The following is a 23,499-nucleotide window of genomic DNA, read 5'->3' as shown; positions in this document are numbered from 1 at the left end:
ATAACACAATCAAGGAGGTTTAGTATGCAAAAGGTCAAAATGATCGCACAGGGACGCGTCCAAGGCGTTGGTTTCCGCTGGGGCGTCTATACCCTTGCCCTCGAGCTAGGTGGAATCACCGGTCGGGTCTGGAACAACGATGACGGAACAGTTGAAATTCTTGCCCAAGCAGAGTCTTCAGCTATCATGGCTAAGTTCATCCAAGAGATCCGAAAAGGGCCCACTCCCTTCTCAAAAGTAACCTATCTCGACGTCCAATTAAGCAACTTTCCATCCTATTCAGATTTCAAAGTCGCAAATTAGGTCTCTAGAACTATTGTATATTTTCAAAAAAAGCAGTAGAATAGAAAGGTATAATTTTTTAAGAAGGAATAAAAACAGTGAAATCAATTAAACGAATCGCCCTCTCAGTCATGGGAGTGGCTATGCTATTAGTCTTGACAGGATGTGTCCAGGTTGATAAAGCAACAGGTCAGCCAACCGGATTTATCTGGAATACCATCGGAGCACCTATGGCAGAGGCTATCAAATATTTTGCCAATGACCAAGGTCTTGGTTTCGGTGTTGGTATTATCATCGTAACTATTATCGTCCGCTTGATTATCCTTCCACTTGGTATCTACCAATCATGGAAGGCTACCCTTCACTCTGAGAAGATGAACGCCCTCAAGCATGTCCTTGAGCCACATCAGACTCGTCTCAAAGAAGCAACGACTCAAGAAGAAAAACTAGAAGCCCAACAAGCTCTCTTTGCTGCTCAAAAAGAGCATGGTATTAGTATGTTTGGTGGTGTAGGATGTTTCCCTATCCTCATTCAAATGCCTTTCTTCTCTGCTATCTACTTTGCTGCTCAACACACAGAAGGTGTTTCTGAAGCTAGCTTCTTAGGTATTGCACTGGGTTCTCCAAGTTGGATTCTCATTGCCTGCGCAGGTATTCTCTACTACATCCAATCACTCCTTTCTCTACACGGAGTTGAAGACGAGACTCAAAGAGAACAACTCAAGAAAATGATTTACATGAGTCCGTTGATGATTGTCATGTTCTCAATCTTCTCACCAGCTAGTGTAACGCTTTACTGGGTTGTCGGTGGTTTCATGATGATCCTTCAACAATTCATCGTCAACTACATGATTCGTCCAAAACTTCGTAAAAAAGTACGTGAAGAATATGCCAAGAACCCACCAAAAGCAAGTAAAACTTCAGGTGCTCGTAAAGATGTAACCCCTGAATCAGCTGCAGTTATCTCAACTTCTGCTAAGAAGAACAAAAAACGCAATTCTGGAAAACAACATTCTAGATAAAAAATAAAAGGCTTAGCATTCGAGCTAAGCTTTTTTTATATCAGAAAAGCCCGATATTTTCATCAGGCTTATTTTTTATCCATGAACACGTTTCATGTAATCTTGATAGCTTTCTGTATCCATCAATTCCTTAGCGTTTTTAACACGATCTGCTGTTGGAGGTTTAACCCCTTCAAGTGAATACGGAATCCCAAGTTCACGCCACTTGAACTCACCCATGGTATGGTAAGGCAAAATCTCAAATTTATCAACATTTTTAAGAGTTTTTACGAATTTCCCAAGCTCAATCAAATCTTCATCACGGTCTGTCAATCCTGGCACGAGAACATGACGAATCCAAACAGGTTTCCCAATATCTGACAAGTACTGCGCACACGCCAAGATATTTTTGTTGGTTTGACTGGTTACAATCTTGTGCTGTGCTTCGTTGATTTCCTTGATATCAAGAAGAACCAAGTCTGTCACGGCCATTAGTTTATTGAATTTCTCTAAATAACGTGGTTTATTACGGAATGGAAGGGCACAAGTATCCAAGGTACAGTGGATGCCTTTTTCTTTTGCTTTTGTAAAGAGAGCAATTAGGAAATCAATCTGTAAGAGAGCTTCTCCTCCACTGACAGTAATTCCACCCTTATCTCCCCAGAAACCACGAAAACGAAGCGCTTCTTCTAGAACATCGTCTACTGTTCGTACACGAGATTTATTGGTTTCCATTGCCCATGTGTCAGGGTTATGGCAATACTGGCAACGCATCTGACAGCCCTGCAAAAAGACAATGAAACGAATTCCGGGACCATCTACCGCCCCAAAACTCTCTGTCGAATGTACCATTCCTGTCACTTGTCCGTAGTCTATTGTTTCTTCTGACATCACGTCACCTTCCTTGAAACCGTTTTATAATTTTATTATATCACGCTTGAAAGGAAAAACAATAGATTTTGTCTATTTTTTAGAAAACAATCTGTTTTTCACTTTCAACTTTCATGATTTTCAAAATTCCTCTATTCCTTGTCAAAGTCAAAGCCATAGAGAGTCGCAAAATAGTCCTCAGGTCGCTCTGCTCTACGGATTAGTCGAGCACCACCGTCCTCTGTGTAGAGAATCTCTGCCGAACGAAGTTTCGCATTGTACTGGTATCCCATAGAGAAGCCATGGGCACCTGTATCATGAATCACTAACAAATCACCAATTTCTGTTTGAGGCAACTCACGATTTACTGCAAACTTGTCGTTGTTTTCACAAAGAGAACCAACAACATCAACCATTTCAGTCTGACCATCAGGATGCATCATGTTAGTAATATGATGGTAAGCACCGTACATAGCTGGTCTCATAAGATTGACAGCTGACGCATCTACTCCTAGATAAGTACGGTAGGTTTTCTTTTTATGAGTAACTTTTGTAACGAGAATGCCATGAGGTGCCAACATAAAGCGACCTAGTTCTGTAAAGATTTTAACCTGACCAAGATCTGCTGGCGTAAGAACTTCTTCATAAACCTGACGAACTCCCTCACCAATCAAGGCGATGTCATTTGGCTCTTGATCTGGACGATAGTTGACTCCGATACCTCCAGAAAGGTTGATAAAGTCCAGCGAAATACCCAACTTTTCCTTGATTTCTACTGCTAACTCAAAGAGCTGACGTGCTAATTCTGGATAGTAGAGGTGGGTCACAGTATTGGAAGCTAGGAAGGAATGAATCCCAAAGGTTTTAGCTCCCTTTTCTTTCAGGATAGCAAAGGCTTCAAAGAGTTGCTCCTTGGTCATCCCAAACTTAGCTTCACCAGGATTATCCATAATGTCTGTCCCTAGTTCAAATACGCCTCCAGGATTGTAACGACAAGAGATAATCTCAGGAATCCCCGCAGCGCGCTCTAAATGGTCGATATCTTCAAAGGCATCCAAGTTGATAGTCGCCCCTAATTCACGGGCATAAGCGTACTCTTGGTCTGGTGTATTGTTAGATGAAAACATCATCTCCGCCCCTGAAAACCCGAGCTTATGACTCATTAAGAGTTCTACATAACTAGAACAATCCACTCCACATCCTTCTTCTTGCAAAATCTTCAAGATAGCTGGAGTTGGGGTTGCCTTAACTGCGAAGTATTCTTTAAAGCCTTTATTCCAAGAGAAGGCTTTGTTTACTGCGCGTGCTTTCTTGCGAATACCTTTTTCATCGTAGAGATGGAATGGAGTTGGAAACTCTTCAACAATCTTTTCTAAGTCTTCACGTTTAATAAATGGCGTCTTCATAGGGCTCCTTCATATTCATTATCAAAGAAAGGCTGGGACGAAAGTTCCAACCTTTAAGCATCTTATTCTCTCTTATTTTTCTGTTTCGAAGATGTTCCCAACTTCAACTTCAATTTGTTGGTTCTTCACATCAATATTGGTAACTTTTAAGAGTGATTTGTAGTCAAACTGCTGTTCACGATCTTCCTGCGCATTATCAGCAAAGACAGCTACACCAGCTAACTCAGAATCAAACTCTGTTAAAAGGCTAATCATACCGTTAATCGTTCCTCCGCCTTTCAAAAAGTCATCAACAATCAGGACACGGCTTCCTGCCTTAAGGCTACGTTTTGAAAGGAACATTTTTTCAATACGGTCGCTAGAACCTGAGACGTAGTTAACACTCACAGTTGAACCTTCTGTGATTTTCAAGTCACGACGAACAATGACAAAAGGTACGTTGAGAACATTTGCTACTGCATTTGCAAGCGGAACCCCTTTGGTCGCTACCGTCATAACAGCATCAATCTTTTGGTCCATAAAGCTCTTGGCAATAATACGTCCAATATTTTTCAAAATAGCTGGAGTGCTAAGGAGATCAGACAAATAAATGTAGCCTCCTGGAAGAATGCGGTCGCTCTCTGAAAGTTTATCGCGAAGCTCTTGGATGATTGTTTTGGACTCAAGGGTAGAGATAGAAGGTGTGAAAATAACCCCACCACCAGCACCTGTCACCGTTTGAATATGACCAATTTCAATTTCTTCAAAGGCGCGCTTAATAATGACAATATCTTCTGAAATAGAAGACTTGGCAGATTCATACTTTTCCGCAAAGGTATTGAGACTGGTTAATTTGTATGGATTGTTAATCAAATAATTGGAAATAACAACCATCCGATCACTTCTTCTTAATTTCATTAGTTATTCACCATTCTTTTTAATTAGTCTTTTTCTCATTATAACACACTAAAGCAAAAAAACGAACTTTATTGTCTAAATAAAGCTCATTTTTTTAGTTTCTAGTCTAATTTTGGCTTGTAGAAGGAACGATTGTCCATTGCAAAGACCTTATTGGTCATTTCCCCCTCATCAACAAGGGCGAGCGCTGTTGACATCATCATCATACTCGCATCCAAATTATCAATCATATGAATAATTTCAGCTTCCATCACACGAGGACGAACAGGACTACCATACTCGAGTAATCCATGGTGGCTGAGAATCACATGGCGCAGAAGCACCACTTCTTCTCGAGTATCATCAATGCCAAGTTCCATAACTGCTTTGGTAATCTCGCTATCAATCAAGGCGATATGCCCGATAAGATTTCCTCTCACTGTATACTCTGTCTGGTCCGGACCTGTTAACTCAATAACCTTAGCCAGGTCATGAAGCATAATTCCCGCATAGAGCAAGCTCTTATTGAGTTGTGGGTACACATCAGCAATTGCCTCTGCTAAACGAACCATAGTCGCTGTATGATAAGCTAGCCCTGTTTCAAAGGCATGGTGGTTGGTTTTTGCAGCTGGATAGGAATAAAATTCTTTATCATATTTAGTATAGAGGGCCCGAACGATTCGTTGCCAGATGGGATTTTCAATCTTGAAAATCATCTGTGCCATGTACTCACGGATTTCTTTAACATCCACTGGTGATTTGACCTTGAAGTCTGCTGGGTCATTGGGTTCGCCAGGCTGAGGTAAGCGAAGGGTAATTTGATTTACCTGTGGAGTGTTGTTGTAAACTTCACGACGCCCTTGCATGTGGACAACTTTTCCTGCAGTAAAGGCCTCAACGTTATGAGGTTGGGCATCCCAGAGCTTTCCTTCGATTTCCCCACTATCATCTTGGAAGGTGAAAGCTAGGTAGTTTTTCCCAGCACGCGTCTGTCTCAGATCGGCTGATTTGATTAGGTAAAAGCCTTCGAACAGTTCATCTTTTTTCATGTGACTAATCTTCATATTCTTCCTCATCTTCTTGGAACTGGAGCAAATCAAGCATAGGCTCACCTTCTGACAATTCAATATGTCGGAGAGTTCGCTCAATAGCTGAAGTACGTCGGTTTAACAATTCATCAATATTACCAGTGGCATGTTGGAGGTGTTTTTGCGCTTTAACCAGAATACCACCAAACTTGCCAAATTCGGTTTTGACGTTGGCTAGAGTTTGGCTAATATGGTCAGCACTCTTTTGGATACTCAGAGTCTTGAAGCCAACAGATAGGGAGTTAAGAAGGGCTGACAAGGTACTTGGTCCCGCAACGATAATCTGCTCTTCCCGTCTCAAACCATCAAAGAAAATCGGATTTCTAACGATTTCTGAGTAAAGACCTTCTGTCGGAACAAACAAGACTCCAAAATTGGTTGTCCGAGGTGGCGCCAGGTACTTACTCTTAATATCCTTAGCAAAACGCTTGACGCTTGCTAGGAGAGACTTACGACAGCGCTCAATCTCGTCCTTGTCACCTGCTTCATAGGCTTCTTCCAGACGGTAATAATCTGCCAGTGGAAACTTAGAATCAATCGGTAGATAGACATATTCCTGGTCACCTTGTCCAGGTAACTTGATGGCGTATTCCACACGTTCACTAGAGTTTTCAACCGTTGCAAATTCTCGTTCATACTGGGCAGGTGTCATGATATCTTCAATAATCTGTCCCAGTTGTAATTCTCCTAGAATTCCTCGAGTTTTTGTACCAGATAAGATCTTATTAAGAGCGCCGACATCACGGGCAACCGTCTGCATTTCACCCAAACCTCGGTTGACAGATTCCAGTTGTTTTGAAACTGTCTCGAAAGACGCTTGCAAACGTGTCTGCAAGGTCTTTTCTAACTTTTCCTCGACCGTTTGGCGCATCTGCTCTAAACGTTGCTCATTTGACTCCTGCAAGGCCTGTAGTCTTTGGTCAGTCTTATCTCTGGTTTGGAGGAGGTTTTCATTCATCTCCTGTCGAACCTGAGTCAGACCTTGGTGCAATTCAATCCGCACCTCCTGCAAACGGTCGCTAACAGCCACTTCTAGATTTTTTTGGTCCAACTGACTAGCTTGTCGTGCTTGTTCAAATCGATAATCTAACTGGTCTGAGAGATTATCTGCCTGGTCTTCTAAACTCTTGGTCAAATATTGCTCCTGCTTGTCCTGCCTTTGCCAAATGAGAAAGAGGCCAGCCAGGTTAGCAATTAATAACAGTAGTAATACAATCTCCATCCTATCTCCTGTCCTTACTATGCAGTACGACCACATAGCCATCCGGGCATGTTACCGAAACTTCCCTATCTATATATTCGTTAGAAGCATAAACTTTCTTAAAGAAAAAATTCTCCTCAGTTAGTTCATACTTGGCTCCGATAATAGTCAACTGACTATCCCTCACAGGCATAAAAGCAAGGTAATCATAGTCCGAACGTGGTTCTAGCTGACTGGTTCCTTCTGGACAATAGCTAATCAAGTTTTGCCCATCCTCAATCTCTATCTGACGCATATAGGGCGCCAATTTAGGATTGCTAGGCAGAAAGACATTAGCCAACATATGGTCAATGCGACCACCTAGGGCACCAAAAATAGTCACCCGAGCTTGAGGATTCTTTTCAAAAATCGTTAAAAGTGCTAGTTCCAGATCGGTATCATCTTTTTCTGGCTGGGCTTGAACAAAATGCTGGGCACGTTTTTGAATCAACTGACGTTCTTCTACAGTCACAGAATCAAAATCCCCAACGGCTAAAGCAAGAGGAAGTTTTTCCTCCAGTACCCAAAGTGAGCCTCGATCCACACCGACAAAGCAGTCAAAATCTGTCCGATAGTGACCGCGGTCTCCGCCTGCAAAAACTGCAACTTTAGTCCAGTTGTTTTCTGAGAGCTTGCACTCGTTCATTGACATCTCCCTTAAAGACATAGGACCCTGCTACAAAGACTGTTGCACCAGCTTCTTTGGCTTGAGCAATAGTTTTATCATCAATCCCACCATCAACTTCGATTTCAAAGTTCAAGCCCTTCTCCTCACGAAGTGCCACTAACTCACGAATCTTATCCATGGTTTCAGGCAGAAAAGCTTGCCCACCAAATCCAGGGTTAACGGTCATGACTAATACTTGGTCAACCAAATGAAGCACATGTTTAATCGCCTCAACAGGTGTTCCAGGGTTAATGACAACAGAAGGCTTCACTCCCAAAGATCGAATTTTTTGAAGGGCCCCATGGATATGAGGTGTTGCTTCTGCATGGATGCTGATGACGTCTGCACCTGCACGCGCAAAGTCTTCTAAATGATGTTCGGGATTTGATACCATCAAATGGCAATCAAAGACCATCTTGCTATGAGGACGAAGACTTTCGACCACACCTGCACCAAAACTGATTTGGGGTACAAAGTGACCATCCATGATATCGATGTGGGCATATTCAGCCCCAGTTGCTTCTAAGCGTTTGATTTCACGTTCAAAGTTGGCATAATCCGCTGCCAGAATTGACGGAGCAATCTTGTATTGAGACATAGGTTTCTCCTTATTTTGGAATTTTTTTGCTGACTTTTTTATAGGTTTCTCTACGATTTTCAATCTCACTGAGGAATTGCAGGTAGTTGTCAAAACGGAAGGTAGCAATGATGCCCTCTTCTACTGCTGGTTTTACAGCGCAAGATGGCTCATGGGTATGGGTACAAGTGCGGAATTTACAATCACGACTGACACTAGCAATCTCTGGAAAAGCCTGATTCAGATCTTCTGCTGTTGTTACTTCGTAATCCAGCGATGAAAAACCTGGTGTGTCTGCGATTTTCCCACCATTGAGATTGTAAAAACTAACCGCTCGAGTAGTGTGACGACCACGACCCAGACTGTCTGAGATTTCTCCCGTTTCTAGATTGAGATCAGGTGCGATTTTATTGAGCAAAGTTGACTTTCCAACACCCGTCTGCCCCATGAAGACCGTAATCTTGCCTGTCAACAAGGGTAAAAGTTCTTCTTTACTCGTCACAAAATCGTAACCAATAGCACGATAGGTTTTCTCGTAGAAATCCAGTTCTCTCCTATCCTCTAGTAAGTCCATTTTGGAAATATAGACGATAGGATGAATGCCCTTGTGCTCCAAAAGAACCAAGAACCGATCCAATAAGTTGCTATTAAAGTCAGGCTCTTTGACCGACATGATCACCACAGCTTGGTCAATATTGACAATCGGTGGACGAACCAGACTATTTTTTCGTTCGTGAATCTTGAGAATATAACCTTCGGAATTTTCCTCCGCAGAAAAATCTACCCAATCTCCAACATAGGGCGTATGACCCTTTTTACGAAAATTTCCACGCGCGCGTGTTTGATAAACCTGACCATCACTCTCCACATAGTAGAATCCGGCCAAAGCTTTAATGATTTGTCCCTGCATCCTAGAGTCCTTGTCCTTTAAGCGCATCTGCTAGACTAGCGAATTCTTCTAAGCCAAGAGCTTCACCGCGTACACTTGGGGATAGTCCTGCCTGATCCAATGCCTTAGTCAATTTATCCTTGATTTCATCAGTCTTGCCAAAGTAACCTGTCAGATTATTCCACAAGGTCTTACGACGATGGATAAAACTAGCCTTGGAAACTTTAAAGAAGAATTTCTCGTCTTCCACTGCTACAGCCGGTTCTGGGCGACGTACCATTTTCAGGATAGCTGAATCCACATTTGGTGCTGGCACAAAGACCGTACGAGGTACGATAAAAGCAACCTTAGCTGTCATGTAATACTGAACGGCAATCGACAAGCTGCCGTAAGCCTTGGTATTGGGCTTAGCAGAGATACGATCTGCCACTTCTTTTTGCATCATAACCACAAACTCACTAAAAGGAATGCCACTTTCAATCAAGTGCATGAGAATAGGCGTCGTGATATAGTAGGGCAAGTTGGCTACTACCTTGATTGGTAAGTCAGGATTTTTAAAATTCTGGATGTGCTGTGCCAAGTCAACTTTTAGAATGTCCTCGTTGACTACGGTCACATTGTCAAAATCTCGCAAGGTATCGGCTAGGATTGGTACCAAGCGGTGGTCGATCTCAAATGCCATGACTTGAGCTGCACGCTCAGCCAAAAATTCTGTCAAGGCACCAATCCCTGGCCCGATTTCGATAACATTAACCTGATCATCAATTTCAGCTGTATCCACGATTTTTTGAAGGATATTGGTATCCGTCAAGAAATTTTGCCCGAAAGATTTTTTAAAGGTAAAACCGTGACGCTCCAGCACTGCCTTGGTCACGCTATAATCTGCAATTCTCATTTATTCTCTTTTCTATCTCTTAACCATCATATAAAAAATCAACCTAATTACTAGTGCAAGTATGAGCAAATATACTATACCATTCCTCCACTTGTTCGCTTTTGTATCGGCTCCAGTCATATCGTCCCCTTGCTTATCATCTTGAGGGTTCATTTTATTTAGTTCATCCTGATAGGCAACCGAATCTAGAATATTGTCTTCTGGCAATAATTCTGAAGCATAATAGTCAGGAAAGCCCATAGCAAGACCAATTAGGTTCTTATCCGTTAGAGAAAAGTCCAAATCTTTTGGTTGATTTTCCCGAATAGCTCGGATATTTTTTAACAGTTTATCAGCGACTACAGAGACTTGGTCCATAAAAACTACATCCAAAAGATCAAATCCTAACACATCACCATCTTTTACGTTTGCAAGAATATAACGAACAAAGGCATCATATAGTTTCAAGGCTTGTGGGACATTATCTTCTAAAAAAGAGCGGTTTTGGAGGGCGTTTTGCTGGAATTTTTCAATAGGAAGCAAGATATCTACATTCTGCTCTTGGTAAAACTTTTCTGCTTGCTCTTCATCTTCTTCGAGTTTTTCTGCTGTTTCCCAGAGAGCAATAGGAGCTTTTAAATCTTCTTCATCCCAAAACAATTGCCAAAAATAAGGTATTGTGTAAATTCCCTCTGTTAGAATACGGGCTTCATCTCCGTTTTTTAAGTAAATATAACTTCTATTTGCCATATCGTTTCCTTTCACAATCTTTGAAAAAGGTTACTGGTTCAAGTAAGTGTGGATAAAACTATAAAGTTTCCCAATGTAAAGATCTTTCTAATCTTGAGCTCTTCCTTCTTGTTCCTCACTAAGTTTTTGCATGTCTCTAAAAGCTGTTAGACTAACATAGGCACCCGCTTCATAGTATTCCGTTGGGTTTATAGCATAGTCAAAGCCTTCAATCATGCCTCCCGCTTCTTCAATCATGCCATTCCATTTTTCGTCAAAGACCATTCGCAGACGTTTCCAATCGGTAAATACCGGCACAGAATTTCTGCCATCTTTTCCTTCTTTGACTGGAATGTTGAAACTAGAATCTTTTTCCAAGACAAAGGAGCTTCCTTCCTGACTATCGTCCTTAAATTCCGAAGCAGCATCTAAAGGAATTAGGAATTTTGCTTTCAGCATAGCTTCAGAGAAGAACTTATAATAGAGTTTGTAAATTACTTCTTCATCTTCTGTCGTCGGGCTATCCAGTTGTCCCATTAACAGCATCCATCTTACTAGGTCAGGGTTCATTACAGGAACTTGTATTTCAGGCAAATCAGAAAAATCTGGTTTTTGAACTAAGGCAGAGGCACTGATGCTGACTTCCTTGGAATTAAAGATTGCTCCCAAGGCACCATTTAAGTAAAAGGCTGTCCCAAGGAAATTTTCAATCCCTTTTTTATCTTCCGTATTTTCAATCAGTTTTACGACTGAGTTTGGTCGACTATCAATGGTTTCCTTAAATTGGCGATACCAAGATGGTGTCAAAAGCATGATCATGGGATCAGTACATAGGTATCCCTCTTCTCCCCTGTCATAGGTCGTTGAGAAAAGATAGGGTTCACCTGTTTTTTCTGAATAAACTGCATAAACAGAATCTGCTGCTAACAACTTATCCTTGACAATTTCTGCTAGACGCTCCAACTTGCGGGTGTTAGCTTGATAGCTTTCTTCACTTTCAGTTTCCTGATTTTGACGGCATTTCCATAAAAAGAGGCGTAAAATCTCTACGCTATCATCAAGACTAGATGCCAAATAGTCTTCATTAGTCAATTGACCTTCTTGAATGGCTACAAAAGCACGATAAAGAGCATCTGAATAGCTAGATAATTTTTGCTCTTCCTCAATACCTGAACTAAAGAGCACACTTCCTTTTTTCAGTTTATCCAAAGAAGGAATCCTATCAACCACTAGATGGGCAAGAACTTCATCAGTTAGACTATCTGCATCTTTGTTTTGACTGCTGAGTTTTTTAACCTCTACAGAGCCAAGAATTTCCATTCCTTGGTCGGGATTGCAAAATTGCAACTGATCTCCAACCTTGATACTTCCTTCTAGACTCCCAACAATCAATAATTGATTCGTTTCCTTCATCGGGAACAAATCTAGAACTCCCAAACAAGCATTGCCTTTCGCCTCTTCTGTTTCCTTATTGGATTCAGTTGTTTTTGTTGTTTCTGTCTTTTTTAAAAAATCAAAGATTCCCATAACTTTTCCTCATTGTCTCCACTTAGCACAAAGCCTATGGAGTCACTTTTCTAATGCTTGCAAGCAAGCCTGATTAAACCGTATAAACTTACTTCTATTGTATCATATTCCCCCTACATTTTGGGGGAGTTTCTCAATTCTCATATGATTTCATGGCATCTTCAACTTCAGCTAAACGGATGCCAAATAATTCCAAACGCTTGAGAAGTTGCTTCCCATTGGAATAACCGATACGTAGACTTTCTCCTAGATATTCTCTGCGTTTTCGACTATCTGCCCCAGCCAAAAATCCCAATCGAATCAAGTCACTACGGCTAATATCAAAATCACTTTCTACTTCAAATTGCTCTGTTACTTGAGCCAGTGCTGTTTTCAGGTCCTCGTAGCTGGCATGTTCGATTCCTAGAGAACGTCCCTTGGTCTTAGACTTAGGCACTGCCTCGTCTCGTTTGAGAAAGGCGTGTTGCACTGTCGGAATGGTCGTCATAATCATACGACGGATTCGCTCCCCATTATAATCAGGATCTGTAAAGACAATCACCCCATGACGTTGGTGTAGACGTTGGATGCGTTCTATATCCTGGTCATTTATTGCGGAACCTCGTGTTTCATAGGTCTCCACATCAAAATAACGTTTAAGATTTGCCGTATCATCACGCCCTTCGACTACGATGACTTGGGAAATTTTCTCTTTCATGATTTATGTTCCAATCCAAAGATGCCTTCTGCATTAGCACTTGTCACAGCTGCCAATTCTTCTGTCTTCATGCCACGCAAGTCCGCGATAAAGTCCACTACATAGCGCGTGTAAGCTGTCTTGTTTTCGCGACCACGCTTGGGTGCAGGGGCTAAATAAGGGGCATCTGTTTCTACCAAAATCTTATCCAAAGGTAACTCTTTTGCTGCTTCTTGAATATCTGTTGCCTTTTTGAAGGTCACCACCCCAGAAAAGGAAATAGTCATACCCAGTTCCACAAACTTTTCAGCCCATTCCAGAGAACCAGAGAAGGAATGCATGATGCCACCACGGGGACCGACTCCTTCACTTTTGATAATCTCATAGGTATCTTCGAGCGCATCACGGGTGTGAACTACAAAAGGTAAGTCCAATTCCTTTGATAGCTGAATCTGACGACGGAAAACCTTCTCTTGAACTTCTTTAGGCGCTGTCATCCAGTGATAGTCCAAACCAATCTCACCTAGGGCAACAACTTTTGGATGTTTTAGTTTTTCTAGCAAGTAATTCTCAATATCCTCTGTATAATCTCCTGCTTCTGTTGGATGCCATCCAATTGTCGCATAGAGTTGGTCATATTCTTCCACCAACTCTAGGGCACGCTCAATCGTCGGCTTATCAAAACCAACGATATTCATCCGAGTTACACCCATTTCCGCTGCTAAGGCAAGCTCTTCTTCTTCACGTCCCAAAAATTCCTCTATATTTAAATGTGTATGAGTATCAAAAATCATTTATATTTCCTCGTTTTTTCTACTTTCTATTATACCAAAAAACTAGTCGCATCCTTATAGGAAAAAAATATTTTGAAATCAATGATTTTCCCTTGACGGTATTTTTTCATAGCAGTATAATAGCTCTTGTTGAAAATTTCAAAAAAGGAAAGAAAATGTTTACAAAACTAAAATATACCTTTATCGGTCGTCCCCTTAAATCCTTAACAGAAGGTGAAGGAGGACTTCTTGGAAAAACACAAGCACTCGCAATGCTCTCAAGCGATGCTCTATCTTCTATCGCTTATGGACCCGAGCAGGTCGTCCTCGTCTTGGCTAGTCTTTCTCCCCTAGCTATTTGGTGGAGTCTCCCTATTGGTATCTTTGTCCTCTTACTATTAGCTAGCCTGACCATTTCTTATCGACAAATCATCCATGCCTACCCTCAAGGTGGAGGTGCCTATATGGTTACTCGAGAAAACCTCTCCCCTGAGTTAGGTTTGATTGCTGGGGGAAGCCTGCTTGTTGACTACATGCTAACAGTAGCCGTATCTGTGGCTGCAGGTGCTGATGCGATCACAGCTGCACTTCCTGCTCTCCATCCTTACAATCTCCACATCTCTATTTTTCTAGTATGTTTGCTCATGCTTTTGAATCTGAGAGGCTTGAGGGAATCTGCTAGTTCTCTGATGATCCCTGTCTATCTCTTTATCTTTAGCACGGTCTTCCTCTTATTGTTTGGCTTATTCCAACTATTGACAGGTTCTCTCAGCTATCATGCAACTTCTGCAATTGGTCAAACTGTCCCAAGTCTCTCAATCGTCCTAATTTTAAGGGCCTTCACAAGCGGTTCGGCTTCACTAACTGGAGTTGAAGCTATCTCAAATGCTGTTCCATTTTTCAAGACCCCAAAAGAAAAGAATGCGGCTCAAACATTGACCATCATGTCTCTGATTCTTGGATTTCTATTTGCAGGAATTACCTTCCTAAACTACTGGATGGGGATTACACCTCAACACGGAGAAACAATCCTTTCACAAATGGCTAAAGGAATTTTAGGGGATTCTGCTCTCGGTCAGATTGTTTATTATCTCTTCCAATTCTCAACTGCCCTAATCCTAGCCGTTGCTGCAAATACTGGTTTTTCTGCCTTTCCGATGTTGGCTTACAATATGGCTAAGAACAAGTACATGCCCCATCTCTTTATGGAAAAGGGAGATCGTCTAGGTTACTCAAACGGTATCCTAACCTTGGCCTTTGGCGCTATGATTCTTCTGCTCATTTTTAACGGAAATACAGAACGCTTGATTCCTCTCTATACTATCGGAGTTTTCGTTCCTTTTGCACTTTCTCAAACAGGGATGATTCGCCACTGGAAAAAAGAAAAAGGCTCTCATTTCTTAAAATCTGCCTTTGCTAACATCCTCGGCGCTATCATTTGTTACGCTATCGTTCTTATCCTACTCTTCTTCAGACTTGGAGATATCTGGCCATTCTTCCCAATTATCCTAGTCTTAACCTTCCTCTTTTTAGCCATCCACAGTCATTACCAAAAGGTGGCCAAACAACTTCGACTTTATGAAGGAGTTCAAAAGAAAACCTACGATGGCAATGTCGTCCTTGTCTTAGTGGGAAATGTGACTCGAGTCAGCGTCGGAGCGATTAATTACGCTCAAAGCATAGGAGATGAGGTTTTGGCTATGCATATTTCCACCAAGGAAACGGAGGAAAAAGACCAAGAAATCCTTCAAGAATTCGCTGACTACTTCCCAAATATCACTCTAAAAAACATTAATACTAGCTATCGAGATATCATCACTCCTACAGTTCGATATGTCCGAAAAATCTCTCAAGAAGCCAAGAAAAAGAACTACACGGTTACAGTTCTAGTACCTCAATTTATCCCTAACAAGCCTTGGCAAAATATCCTACACAATCAAATGAGCCTCAAATTGAAATACGCTCTCAGATGGCACGAAGATGTCGTCGTGGCTAGCTACTCTTATCATTTGAAAGAATAAAGAAAAGCTCAAAATCAGAAATTCGCCTTCTGCTTTTGAGCTTTTTCTATTAATCAGCTTTCCAATACATCTCCTACGGTTTTCACATTACATCAATTGCCATAGAAGTTTCTCTCTTTTAGATAAACAGAAAAGTCAGTAGGCTCGAGTTCCTACTGACTTCTTTGTTTCATTTGTTTGGATTATGCAGCCAAAACTTTGCGTCCTTTACGACGACGAGCTGCCAATACGCGACGACCGTTTTTAGTTGACATACGGTTACGGAATCCGTGTTTGCGCGCACGACGAAGTTTACTTGGTTGATAAGTACGTTTCACGATGAATACCTCCTCATAGATTTTGTATTCGTTTAGCCGGCTATAAAGTGATCAGTTACTAAACATACTTTACTATTCTATCTGATTCTTACTTATTTGTCAATAGCTCTGACAAATGTTTCCAGCTTTTTTGCTATGAAAGCCTTATCTACGATACTGCTTCAAGAAGCGAGTCATCTTTTCCTGTATTTGGGCTAACTCATCAACACGTGGTAGATAAACGATTCGGAAGTGATCTGGTTCTTTCCAGTTAAAGCCACGTCCATGTACCAAGAGAACCTTTTCTTGTTTCAAGAAATTAAGGACAAATTGTTCATCATCGTCGATACGATACATATTGCGGTCAATTTTAGGGAAGATATAAAGACCTGCTTTTGGTTTAACAGCAGACAAGCCTGGAATATCTTGAATGGCATTATAAATAAAGTTTCTTTGCTCGTAGATGCGACCACCTGGCAAGAGCAATTCATCCACTGACTGGTGACCACCTAGTGAAGTTTGAACAACCTGTTGAGCAAGCACATTCGAACAGAGACGCATATTTGAGAGCATATTGAGCCCTTCAATGTAGCCTTTTACATGGTGTTTAGGCCCAGACAAGACCATCCAACCCACACGGAATCCAGCGATACGGTGAGATTTAGAAAGACCGTTCATGCTGACACAGAAAAGGTCTGGAGCCAAACTTGCTACTGGTGTGTGGACATTCCCATCCATAACCATACGGTCGTAGATTTCATCCGCAAAAATAATCAAGTCATTTTGGCGAGCAATCTCGATGATATCTAACAAGAGTTCTTTGGGATAGAGGGCACCCGTTGGATTATTTGGATTGATCAAAACAATGGCCTTGGTATTGGAACTAATCTTAGACTTAATATCATCTAGGTCTGGATACCATTCAGCTTCTTCGTCACAAATATAGTGTACGGCATTTCCTCCGGCCAAGCTGACTGCAGCAGTCCAAAGAGGATAGTCTGGCATAGGAACCAAGACTTCATCACCATTGTCCAAAAGCCCTTGCATGGACATAACGATTAGCTCACTAACTCCATTTCCAAGGTAAATATCATCAATGCCTACATTAGGGAAGTTTTTCAGTTGGCAATATTGCATAATCGCCTTACGAGCTGAAAAGATACCTTTTGAATCTGAATAACCTTCACTATCACGGGCATTCATAATCAAGTCGTGAATCACCTCATCCGGAGCTGTAAAGCCAAACTCAGCTGGGTTCCCTGTATTCAAACGAAGAATTTTTTCTCCATTTGCGCGCATGCGCATAGCTTCTTCCAAAACTGGACCACGGATATCATAAGCCACATGCTCTAATTTAATTGATTTGTTAAATTCTTTCATTTGAGTTCCTCTATTCATCAGGATAGTTAATATTATACCACTCCAAAACGAAATCGCAAATTTCCCAGTACTATTCCACAAAAAAACCTTGCTTAACGCAAGGTAACAGGACAAATCCGATTTCTTTCTATTTTTGGAGAAGAAAGAGTTGATAGGTCCTCTAAAAAGCTGGATAAATTGGACCAAAATCTTTGTAGAGAAACTCTGGTGATCGAAAACAAAGTCATTGTAAGGGATGGTAACTGCATGAACAAAAGAATTTCTGCTTCTATTCAGCAAAACGCAAAGAAAAAATAAGTAGACTGACCAACATTAGGAATAATGTTAGACTAAGCCGAGTCTAGTTGTAACAATACCATCTCACCAACTTATTTCCTTGCCCTGTCAATTCATATTATACACTAAAATTTTTGCATTTTCAAACAAGTATGCATACAAAAAGAACTCAATATTTGAGTTCTTTTTGTATGCTATTTTACAATTTCTGCCAACGTTTTCTCAATGTGTTGGATGGATTTTTCACGTCCAAGCAAGTAGATGGTATCTGGCAATTCAGGACCATGCATTTCACCTGAAACGGCGATACGGATTGGCATGAAGAGATTTTTCCCTTTGATACCAGTTTCCTTTTGAACTGCTTTGATTTGTGGGAAGATATTTTCTACCACAAACTCATCGTCTGACATGGCTTCAAGTTTCGCTTTGAAAGCCTCAAGTACAGTCGGAACAGTTTCGCCAGCCATGACTTCTCGCTCAGCTTCTGTCAATTCTGGGAAGTCTGAGAAGAAAAGGTCCGTCAATGGAACGATTTCATCAACTGACTTCATTTGTGGTTTGTAGAGCTCCACCAATTTTTTAGCCTTGTCTGTCAAACGTCCTGCTTCTTCAAGGAATGGTTTTGCCATTTCAAAGATAGTCTCAAGATCCGCATTCTTGATATACTCATTGCTCATCCAGTCCATTTTCTTCTGGTCGAAAGCTGCTGGAGACTTGCTGAGACGGTTTTCATCAAAGAGTTGAATGAGTTCTTGGCGAGAGAAGATTTCGTCTTCCCCACCAGGATTCCAACCAAGCAGAGCGATAAAATTAAAGACTGCTTCTGGAAGGTAACCTTTCTTACGGTAATCTTCGATAAATTGAAGGGTGTTGGTGTCACGTTTAGACAATTTCTTACCTGTTTCAGAGTTGATAATCAAGGTCATGTGACCGAACTCTGGAGCTTCCCATCCGAGTGCTTCATAAACCATAAGCTGTTTTGGTGTGTTAGCAATGTGGTCGTCTCCACGAATGACGTGAGAGATTTGCATGTCGTGGTCATCGATGACAACGGCAAAGTTGTAAGTTGGGTAGCCATCTTTCTTTTGGATAACCCAGTCTCCACCGATATTGCCACCTTCAAACTCGATATCGCCTTTGACCATATCATGCCATTTGTAAATACCAGACTCATTGACTGCCAAACGAACCGTTGGGATGATTCCTGCTGCTTCACGTTCTGCAATGTAAGCTGCTTTTTCTTCCTCGCTCATACCAAGGTATTCGTTGATGTAGCGAGGTGTTTCCCCAGCTGCTTCTTGGCGTTCGCGCTCAGCCGCCAACTCTTCTTCTGTAACGTAAGATTTGTAGGCTTTTCCTTCAGCCAAGAGTTGGTCAATGTATTTTTGATAGAGTTCCAAACGTTCAGACTGGCGGTAGTTTTCATGAGTCTCTGGACTTTCATCCCAGTCCATGCCCAACCAACGAAGGTTTTCAAGCTGAGAACGTTCTCCGTCTTCAACGTGACGCTTGCGGTCTGTGTCTTCAATACGGATGATAAAAGTTCCACCATGGTGGCGTGCATACAAGTAGTTAAACAATGCTGTACGGGCATTTCCGATGTGTAGTAGTCCTGTTGGACTTGGTGCATAACGCACACGAATATCTTTTGACATAGTTTCTCCTGTAAAGTCTCTAGGCATCTGCCTTTTTGCTCTCTATATTATATCACAAGTCTTGCCATAGTCCAATTTCTCTTTTCGAGAAATAGCAAAAAGAGTGGTAAGCCCACTCTTTATTATTTAATTATAGACGAGCATTAAGTTCTTTGCTCAATTCTTCAAATCCTGGTTTACCAAGAAGGGCAAACATGTTGCGTTTGTAAGCCTCAACACCCGGTTGGTCAAATGGGTTGATAGCATTCAAGTAACCTGAAAGGGCGATTGCCAATTCGAAGAAGTAGATAGTGTAACCAAGAGTGAAGGCGTCTTGCTCAGGAAGAGTCACGTACATATTTGGTACATCACCGTCAGTGTGGGCAAGAAGAACACCATCAGTCGCTTTTTTGTTAACGAAATCAACGTCTTTTCCTTGGAGGTAGCCAAGTCCGTCAAGGTCTTCTTCCAAAGTAGGGATGATCACATTCTTACGAGGTTTGTCAACGCGGACAACTGTTTCAAACATGATACGAGTTCCTTCTTGGATAAATTGACCCAATGAGTGCAAGTCTGTTGAGAAGTTAGCTGAAGTTGGGTAAATCCCTTTTTGGTCTTTTCCTTCTGACTCACCAGCCAATTGTTTCCACCATTCTGAGAAGTATTGAAGTGATGGCTCGTAGTTTACCAAGATTTCAGTAGCATATCCTTTACGGTAAAGGATGTTACGAACTGCTGCGTATTGGTATGCTTCGTTTTCTGAAAGTTTATCTGATGTGTAATCTTTACGGGCTGCGTTCGCACCTTCCATAAGGGCTTTGATGTCTGCACCTGATGCAGCGATTGGAAGCAATCCAACTGCTGTCAATACTGAGAAACGTCCACCGATATCATCTGGAACCACAAAAGTTTCCCAACCGTTAGCATCTGCTTCAACCTTAACAGCACCTTTCTGGCGGTCAGTTGTTGCATAGATCCGTTTGTTTGCTTCTTCTTGTCCGTATTTCTTCACCAAGAGTTCTTTAAAGACACGGAAAGCAATCGCTGGTTCAGTTGTTGTACCTGATTTAGAAATCACGTTTACTGAGAAGTCTTTGTCTGCAACATACTCTACCAAGTCAGCAAGGTAAGTAGATGAGATTGAGTTTCCAGCATAAAGGATTTGTGGAGCTTTGCGTTCTTCTTTTGTTTGCAAGTTTGCAAAGTGGTGGTTCAAGAAGTCAATGGCAGCTTTCGCTCCAAGGTATGATCCACCAATACCGATAACGACCAAAACATCGCTGTCTGCTTTGATTTGTTCAGCAGCTTTCAAGATGCGGTCAAATTCTTCGCGGTCATAGTTTTCAGGAAGGTCCAACCAACCCAAGAAGTCGCTACCAGCACCAGTTCCTTTACGGATCAATTCGTCTGCTGCTGTAACTTGTGCTTGCATGTATTCCACTTCATGTGGTGCAACAAATTTGTCTAATACTTTTGAATAATCAAATTTAATATGTGACATAGTATTCCTCCAAAATTTCTTCTTTTCTATCATAACGCTTACCTTGGATTTTTTCAAGTTTTTATACTGAATTTTTCCAAATTTTATCATAATTCAAACGTTTGCGTAAAAAATGTTACAATATTAAAATTTGAAGAAGCAAAACAAAAAAACGACTAGGTTTCTAGTCGTTACAATTCATTCAATAAATACTCAAATAATTCTAAATTTCCATCTTCTTCATTAACCAAAAACTCTGGATGCCACTGCAAACCAATAATACGGTGTTCGTCGATAGATTCGATTGCTTCAATCGTTTGGTCGCGAGGATCTACTGCCGTTACACGGAAATTAGGTGCCAAGTCTTTAATACTTTGACGATGAACTGAGTTAACTTGACTTTCCTTACCAAATAATTTAGACACTACACTGCCATCAACTGTCTCAATAGAATGTGAAGTCCCAAAAGGTAGACCTTGCCAGTGACCTTCAATCTCCTGATTGAGTGTGCCACCAAAGGCAACATTGACAAGCTGAACGCCACGGCAAATGGCTAAGATTGGTTTGTTCTGACGTAGAGCCTCTTGTAGAAGAGCCAACTCGAACTCATCACGAGCCAGGTTATAGTCGTCGCTATCAATCGTTTTTTCTTCACCATAAAACTGAGGATGAACATTTTGTCCTCCAGTCAAGATAAGCTTATCAATCATTTCTACGTAGTCGTGGACCACCGACTCATCTCCTACCGGAATCACCAAAGGAAGTCCACCAACCTGACGAATACTCTCAGCAAATTTACAAGAGACTGATGAATGAATATTTTTACCTTCTGCGTCCACAGGACATAGGTTTGCTGCAACTCCAACAACTGTTCTTGCCATTACTGATTTCCTTTCGTCTTCTATTGATAATCTTATCTTATCATCCTTCCCCACTCCTGTCTAATATGTATTTTTTAAGTCCGTGATAAATTTTTTTTATAAGAAAAAGTTGCCCAAAATTAGGACAACTTTTTTGCTTATACTCAATGAAAATCAAAGAGCAAACTAGGAAGCTAGCCGCAGGTTGCTCAAAACACAGTTTTGAGGTTGTGGATAGAACTGACGAAGTCAGTAACACATATACGACAAGGGGATGCTGACGTGGTTTGAATTTGATGTTCGAAGAGTATTATTCAAAGACAAATTGATTATGGTACAGTTCGGAGTAAAAGCCTCCAAGCTTGAGTAATTCGTGATGGTTTCCTTGCTCAATAACTTCACCATCCTTAAGGACAATGATCTGATCGGCATTGAGAATGGTTTTCAAGCGATGGGCAATTACAAAACTAGTTCTTCCAGCTACAATTGCCTCCATGGCATTTTGAATCTTACTTTCTGTTACAGTATCAACGTTTGATGTTGCCTCATCCAAGATTAAGACCTGTGGATCTGTCATCAAGGTACGGGCGATGGAAATCAACTGCTTTTGACCGGTCGAGAAGACACTCTGGTCATCATCAATCAATGTATCGTACTTATCTGGTAGACTTTCGATATATTCATGGATATGTGTAGCTTTAGCAGCTGCTTCAACCATTTCCTGACTGGCATCTGGGACACCAAAACGAATATTGTCCCGAATAGTTCCGCTAAACAAAACAGAATCCTGTAAGACAATTCCTACCTTACTTCGCAAACTATCTAAATCAAACTCGCGGATATCTGTTCCATCAAAGCTGATACTACCAGCATCCACATCATAAAAACGATTGATGAGGTTCATGATGGTTGTTTTCCCTGAACCTGTCGGACCAACAACCGCAATCATTTTTCCTTTTGGAGCTGAAATGCTAACATCTTTCAGAATCGGTTTCCCTGGGAGATAGGAGAAGTCTACGTTACGAATCTCCACACCATCTTTTAATTCGTTAAAGACTGGAGCATCTTTAGGACGAATTTCTTCTTCTGCATCAAACATTTCTTGGATACGGTCTGCACCTGTAAAGGCCAGTTGCAAACTTCCCCAGCTCGCCGCTAATTGGATAATGGGCTGGTAATACTGCTGAGAAAACTGGGTAAACATGACAATCAAACCCAGAGCAGTTGCTGTCTCGATGTTCTTATCATTCAGTAAGACAGCTGATCCTACAAAAATAACTACTGCTGTGTTGACCAAACTCATCCCGTTCATGACAGGAAAGAGAATTCCTGAGAACATTCTTCCCTTAAAAGTGGCTTTTCGAACCCGTTCATTTTGCTCAACAAAACCAGCAATCACATCTTCTTGGATACCTTGAACGATAACTGCTTTTTGTCCAGAGATACTCTCATCCATATAAGCATTGAGCTTCCCAACTTCCTTTTGTTGGAGGTTGGTATATTTTCTTGCCAATTTCAAAATGACAATCAACATGATGACAGCTATCGGAGTGCTGGCAATCGTAATCAAAGCCAAGGTGATATTTTTTGCAAACATGACAATCAGCAAGCCAATATAAAGAGCAATGTTGGTCATAACAGACACTAGACTTTCGTTGAAAGCCTGGAGGATATTATCCAAGTCACTGGTGAAACGTGACAGGATATCACCATCTTGATGGCGGTCAAAGAAGGAAACGGTCAAGCGAGAAAGCTTGCCAAAAAGTCCCTTACGCATCTCATTTGTCGATTCAGCAATAATGCGGCTCATCAAGACCATATAGATGAGACTAGACACTACTAAAACTATCAAAATATAGGCAAGATTGACAAGGAGTCCCAAGAGACTTTGCCAAACCATGTCAGGATTTCCATCTTGATAAGCTATAACCAAATTAGCCAGTTCTGTGACTGTTTGACCTGCAAAAACTGGAAAGAGGGCTTGTGCTATCGTTGCAATGATAATCATAGCAATAACAACGACGAAGGATATCTTATAAACTTTAAAATAGTTCCAAAAGAATTCAAATGTCTTCAT

The 23,499-nt window shown here is 41.3% G+C and carries 22 protein-coding genes and 1 pseudogene; 3 read left to right on the top strand and 20 right to left on the bottom strand.

The window, feature by feature from the left end:
* The first annotated feature begins 24 nt into the window (after window positions 1–24).
* Both NMM19_RS07450 and yidC read left to right on the top strand, forming a co-directional pair.
* Window positions 25–303, top strand: a complete 279-nt coding sequence (locus NMM19_RS07450) for an acylphosphatase (protein WP_001174501.1) — start codon at window positions 25–27, stop codon at window positions 301–303.
* Between the two features lie 77 nt (window positions 304–380).
* Window positions 381–1,304, top strand: coding sequence for a membrane protein insertase YidC (gene yidC, locus NMM19_RS07445; RefSeq protein ID WP_178895487.1), 924 nt, complete (start codon window positions 381–383; stop codon window positions 1,302–1,304).
* A 75-nt stretch (window positions 1,305–1,379) separates the two neighbouring features.
* On the opposite strand, the gene pflA is transcribed toward yidC, so the two are convergent.
* The 13 genes from pflA to NMM19_RS07380 all read right to left on the bottom strand — a co-directional run bounded on the left by pflA (window position 1,380) and on the right by NMM19_RS07380 (window position 13,496).
* Window positions 1,380–2,174, bottom strand: coding sequence for a pyruvate formate-lyase-activating protein (pflA, locus tag NMM19_RS07440; RefSeq protein ID WP_178895488.1), 795 nt, complete (start codon window positions 2,172–2,174; stop codon window positions 1,380–1,382).
* A 131-nt stretch (window positions 2,175–2,305) separates the two neighbouring features.
* On the bottom strand, window positions 2,306–3,559 hold the full coding sequence (locus NMM19_RS07435; RefSeq protein ID WP_178895489.1) for a diaminopimelate decarboxylase: 1,254 nt from the start codon (window positions 3,557–3,559) through the stop codon (window positions 2,306–2,308).
* Between the two features lie 72 nt (window positions 3,560–3,631).
* Window positions 3,632–4,456 (bottom strand): pur operon repressor, encoded by an 825-nt coding sequence (gene purR / locus NMM19_RS07430; RefSeq protein ID WP_006147832.1) that lies wholly within the window; start codon window positions 4,454–4,456, stop codon window positions 3,632–3,634.
* 101 nt (window positions 4,457–4,557) lie between these two features.
* Window positions 4,558–5,499 (bottom strand): 3'-5' exoribonuclease YhaM family protein, encoded by a 942-nt coding sequence (locus NMM19_RS07425; protein WP_006152067.1) that lies wholly within the window; start codon window positions 5,497–5,499, stop codon window positions 4,558–4,560.
* Entirely contained in the window at window positions 5,489–6,745 is a 1,257-nt protein-coding gene (rmuC, locus tag NMM19_RS07420) for a DNA recombination protein RmuC (RefSeq protein ID WP_178895490.1), read from the bottom strand. Before rmuC ends, NMM19_RS07425 begins: the two co-directional genes overlap by 11 nt.
* A 1-nt stretch (window position 6,746) precedes the next feature.
* The gene (locus tag NMM19_RS07415) at window positions 6,747–7,409 is read right to left on the bottom strand and encodes a thiamine diphosphokinase (protein WP_225750747.1); all 663 of its coding nucleotides are present in this window, start codon (window positions 7,407–7,409) and stop codon (window positions 6,747–6,749) included.
* The gene (rpe, locus tag NMM19_RS07410; RefSeq protein WP_178895492.1) at window positions 7,372–8,028 is read right to left on the bottom strand and encodes a ribulose-phosphate 3-epimerase; all 657 of its coding nucleotides are present in this window, start codon (window positions 8,026–8,028) and stop codon (window positions 7,372–7,374) included. Before rpe ends, NMM19_RS07415 begins: the two co-directional genes overlap by 38 nt.
* Before the next feature lie 10 nt (window positions 8,029–8,038).
* The gene (gene rsgA / locus NMM19_RS07405) at window positions 8,039–8,917 is read right to left on the bottom strand and encodes a ribosome small subunit-dependent GTPase A (protein ID WP_178895663.1); all 879 of its coding nucleotides are present in this window, start codon (window positions 8,915–8,917) and stop codon (window positions 8,039–8,041) included.
* 1 nt (window position 8,918) lies between these two features.
* Window positions 8,919–9,791: a 16S rRNA (adenine(1518)-N(6)/adenine(1519)-N(6))-dimethyltransferase RsmA gene (rsmA, locus tag NMM19_RS07400; RefSeq protein ID WP_178895493.1), complete on the bottom strand. Its 873-nt coding sequence runs from the start codon at window positions 9,789–9,791 to the stop codon at window positions 8,919–8,921.
* A gap of 12 nt (window positions 9,792–9,803) precedes the next feature.
* Window positions 9,804–10,520: a dimethyladenosine transferase gene (locus NMM19_RS07395; protein ID WP_178895494.1), complete on the bottom strand. Its 717-nt coding sequence runs from the start codon at window positions 10,518–10,520 to the stop codon at window positions 9,804–9,806.
* Between the two features lie 87 nt (window positions 10,521–10,607).
* The gene (locus NMM19_RS07390; RefSeq protein ID WP_178895495.1) at window positions 10,608–12,026 is read right to left on the bottom strand and encodes an SseB family protein; all 1,419 of its coding nucleotides are present in this window, start codon (window positions 12,024–12,026) and stop codon (window positions 10,608–10,610) included.
* Between the two features lie 133 nt (window positions 12,027–12,159).
* Window positions 12,160–12,723 carry a ribonuclease M5 gene (gene rnmV / locus NMM19_RS07385; RefSeq protein WP_178895496.1) on the bottom strand — a complete coding sequence of 188 codons (564 nt, stop codon included), beginning with the start codon at window positions 12,721–12,723 and terminating at the stop codon, window positions 12,160–12,162.
* A complete protein-coding gene (locus tag NMM19_RS07380; protein WP_178895497.1) occupies window positions 12,720–13,496 on the bottom strand; it encodes a TatD family hydrolase in 777 nt (258 codons plus the stop codon). Before NMM19_RS07380 ends, rnmV begins: the two co-directional genes overlap by 4 nt.
* Window positions 13,497–13,651: 155 nt before the next feature.
* Between NMM19_RS07380 and NMM19_RS07375 the strand changes: the two genes are divergently transcribed.
* Window positions 13,652–15,496 (top strand): APC family permease, encoded by a 1,845-nt coding sequence (locus tag NMM19_RS07375; RefSeq protein ID WP_178895498.1) that lies wholly within the window; start codon window positions 13,652–13,654, stop codon window positions 15,494–15,496.
* A 182-nt stretch (window positions 15,497–15,678) separates the two neighbouring features.
* Here the strand turns inward: NMM19_RS07375 and rpmH are convergent, their stop codons facing one another.
* From rpmH to NMM19_RS07340, 7 genes and pseudogenes are all read right to left on the bottom strand, one after another.
* Window positions 15,679–15,813 carry a 50S ribosomal protein L34 gene (rpmH, locus tag NMM19_RS07370; RefSeq protein ID WP_000831905.1) on the bottom strand — a complete coding sequence of 45 codons (135 nt, stop codon included), beginning with the start codon at window positions 15,811–15,813 and terminating at the stop codon, window positions 15,679–15,681.
* 144 nt (window positions 15,814–15,957) lie between these two features.
* The gene (locus NMM19_RS07365; RefSeq protein ID WP_016466880.1) at window positions 15,958–17,172 is read right to left on the bottom strand and encodes a pyridoxal phosphate-dependent aminotransferase; all 1,215 of its coding nucleotides are present in this window, start codon (window positions 17,170–17,172) and stop codon (window positions 15,958–15,960) included.
* Between the two features lie 470 nt (window positions 17,173–17,642).
* A complete protein-coding gene (gene gltX, locus NMM19_RS07360; RefSeq protein ID WP_178895499.1) occupies window positions 17,643–19,103 on the bottom strand; it encodes a glutamate--tRNA ligase in 1,461 nt (486 codons plus the stop codon).
* Window positions 19,104–19,233: 130 nt separating this feature from the next.
* The gene (locus tag NMM19_RS07355; RefSeq protein ID WP_061564458.1) at window positions 19,234–20,583 is read right to left on the bottom strand and encodes a glucose-6-phosphate isomerase; all 1,350 of its coding nucleotides are present in this window, start codon (window positions 20,581–20,583) and stop codon (window positions 19,234–19,236) included.
* A pseudogene (locus NMM19_RS08405) lies at window positions 20,570–20,760 on the bottom strand (hypothetical protein). Before NMM19_RS08405 ends, NMM19_RS07355 begins: the two are co-directional and overlap by 14 nt.
* Entirely contained in the window at window positions 20,754–21,443 is a 690-nt protein-coding gene (locus NMM19_RS07345; RefSeq protein WP_016466883.1) for a gamma-glutamyl-gamma-aminobutyrate hydrolase family protein, read from the bottom strand. Before NMM19_RS07345 ends, NMM19_RS08405 begins: the two are co-directional and overlap by 7 nt.
* Before the next feature lie 289 nt (window positions 21,444–21,732).
* Entirely contained in the window at window positions 21,733–23,499 is a 1,767-nt protein-coding gene (locus tag NMM19_RS07340) for an ABC transporter ATP-binding protein (RefSeq protein WP_178895500.1), read from the bottom strand.

The sequence above is a fragment of the Streptococcus sp. CF8_St5-17 genome, assembly GCF_024295665.1.
GTDB lineage: Bacteria > Bacillota > Bacilli > Lactobacillales > Streptococcaceae > Streptococcus.
Note: the sequence above shows the minus strand (reverse complement) of the source record. Positions and strands in the feature narration are given on the sequence as shown.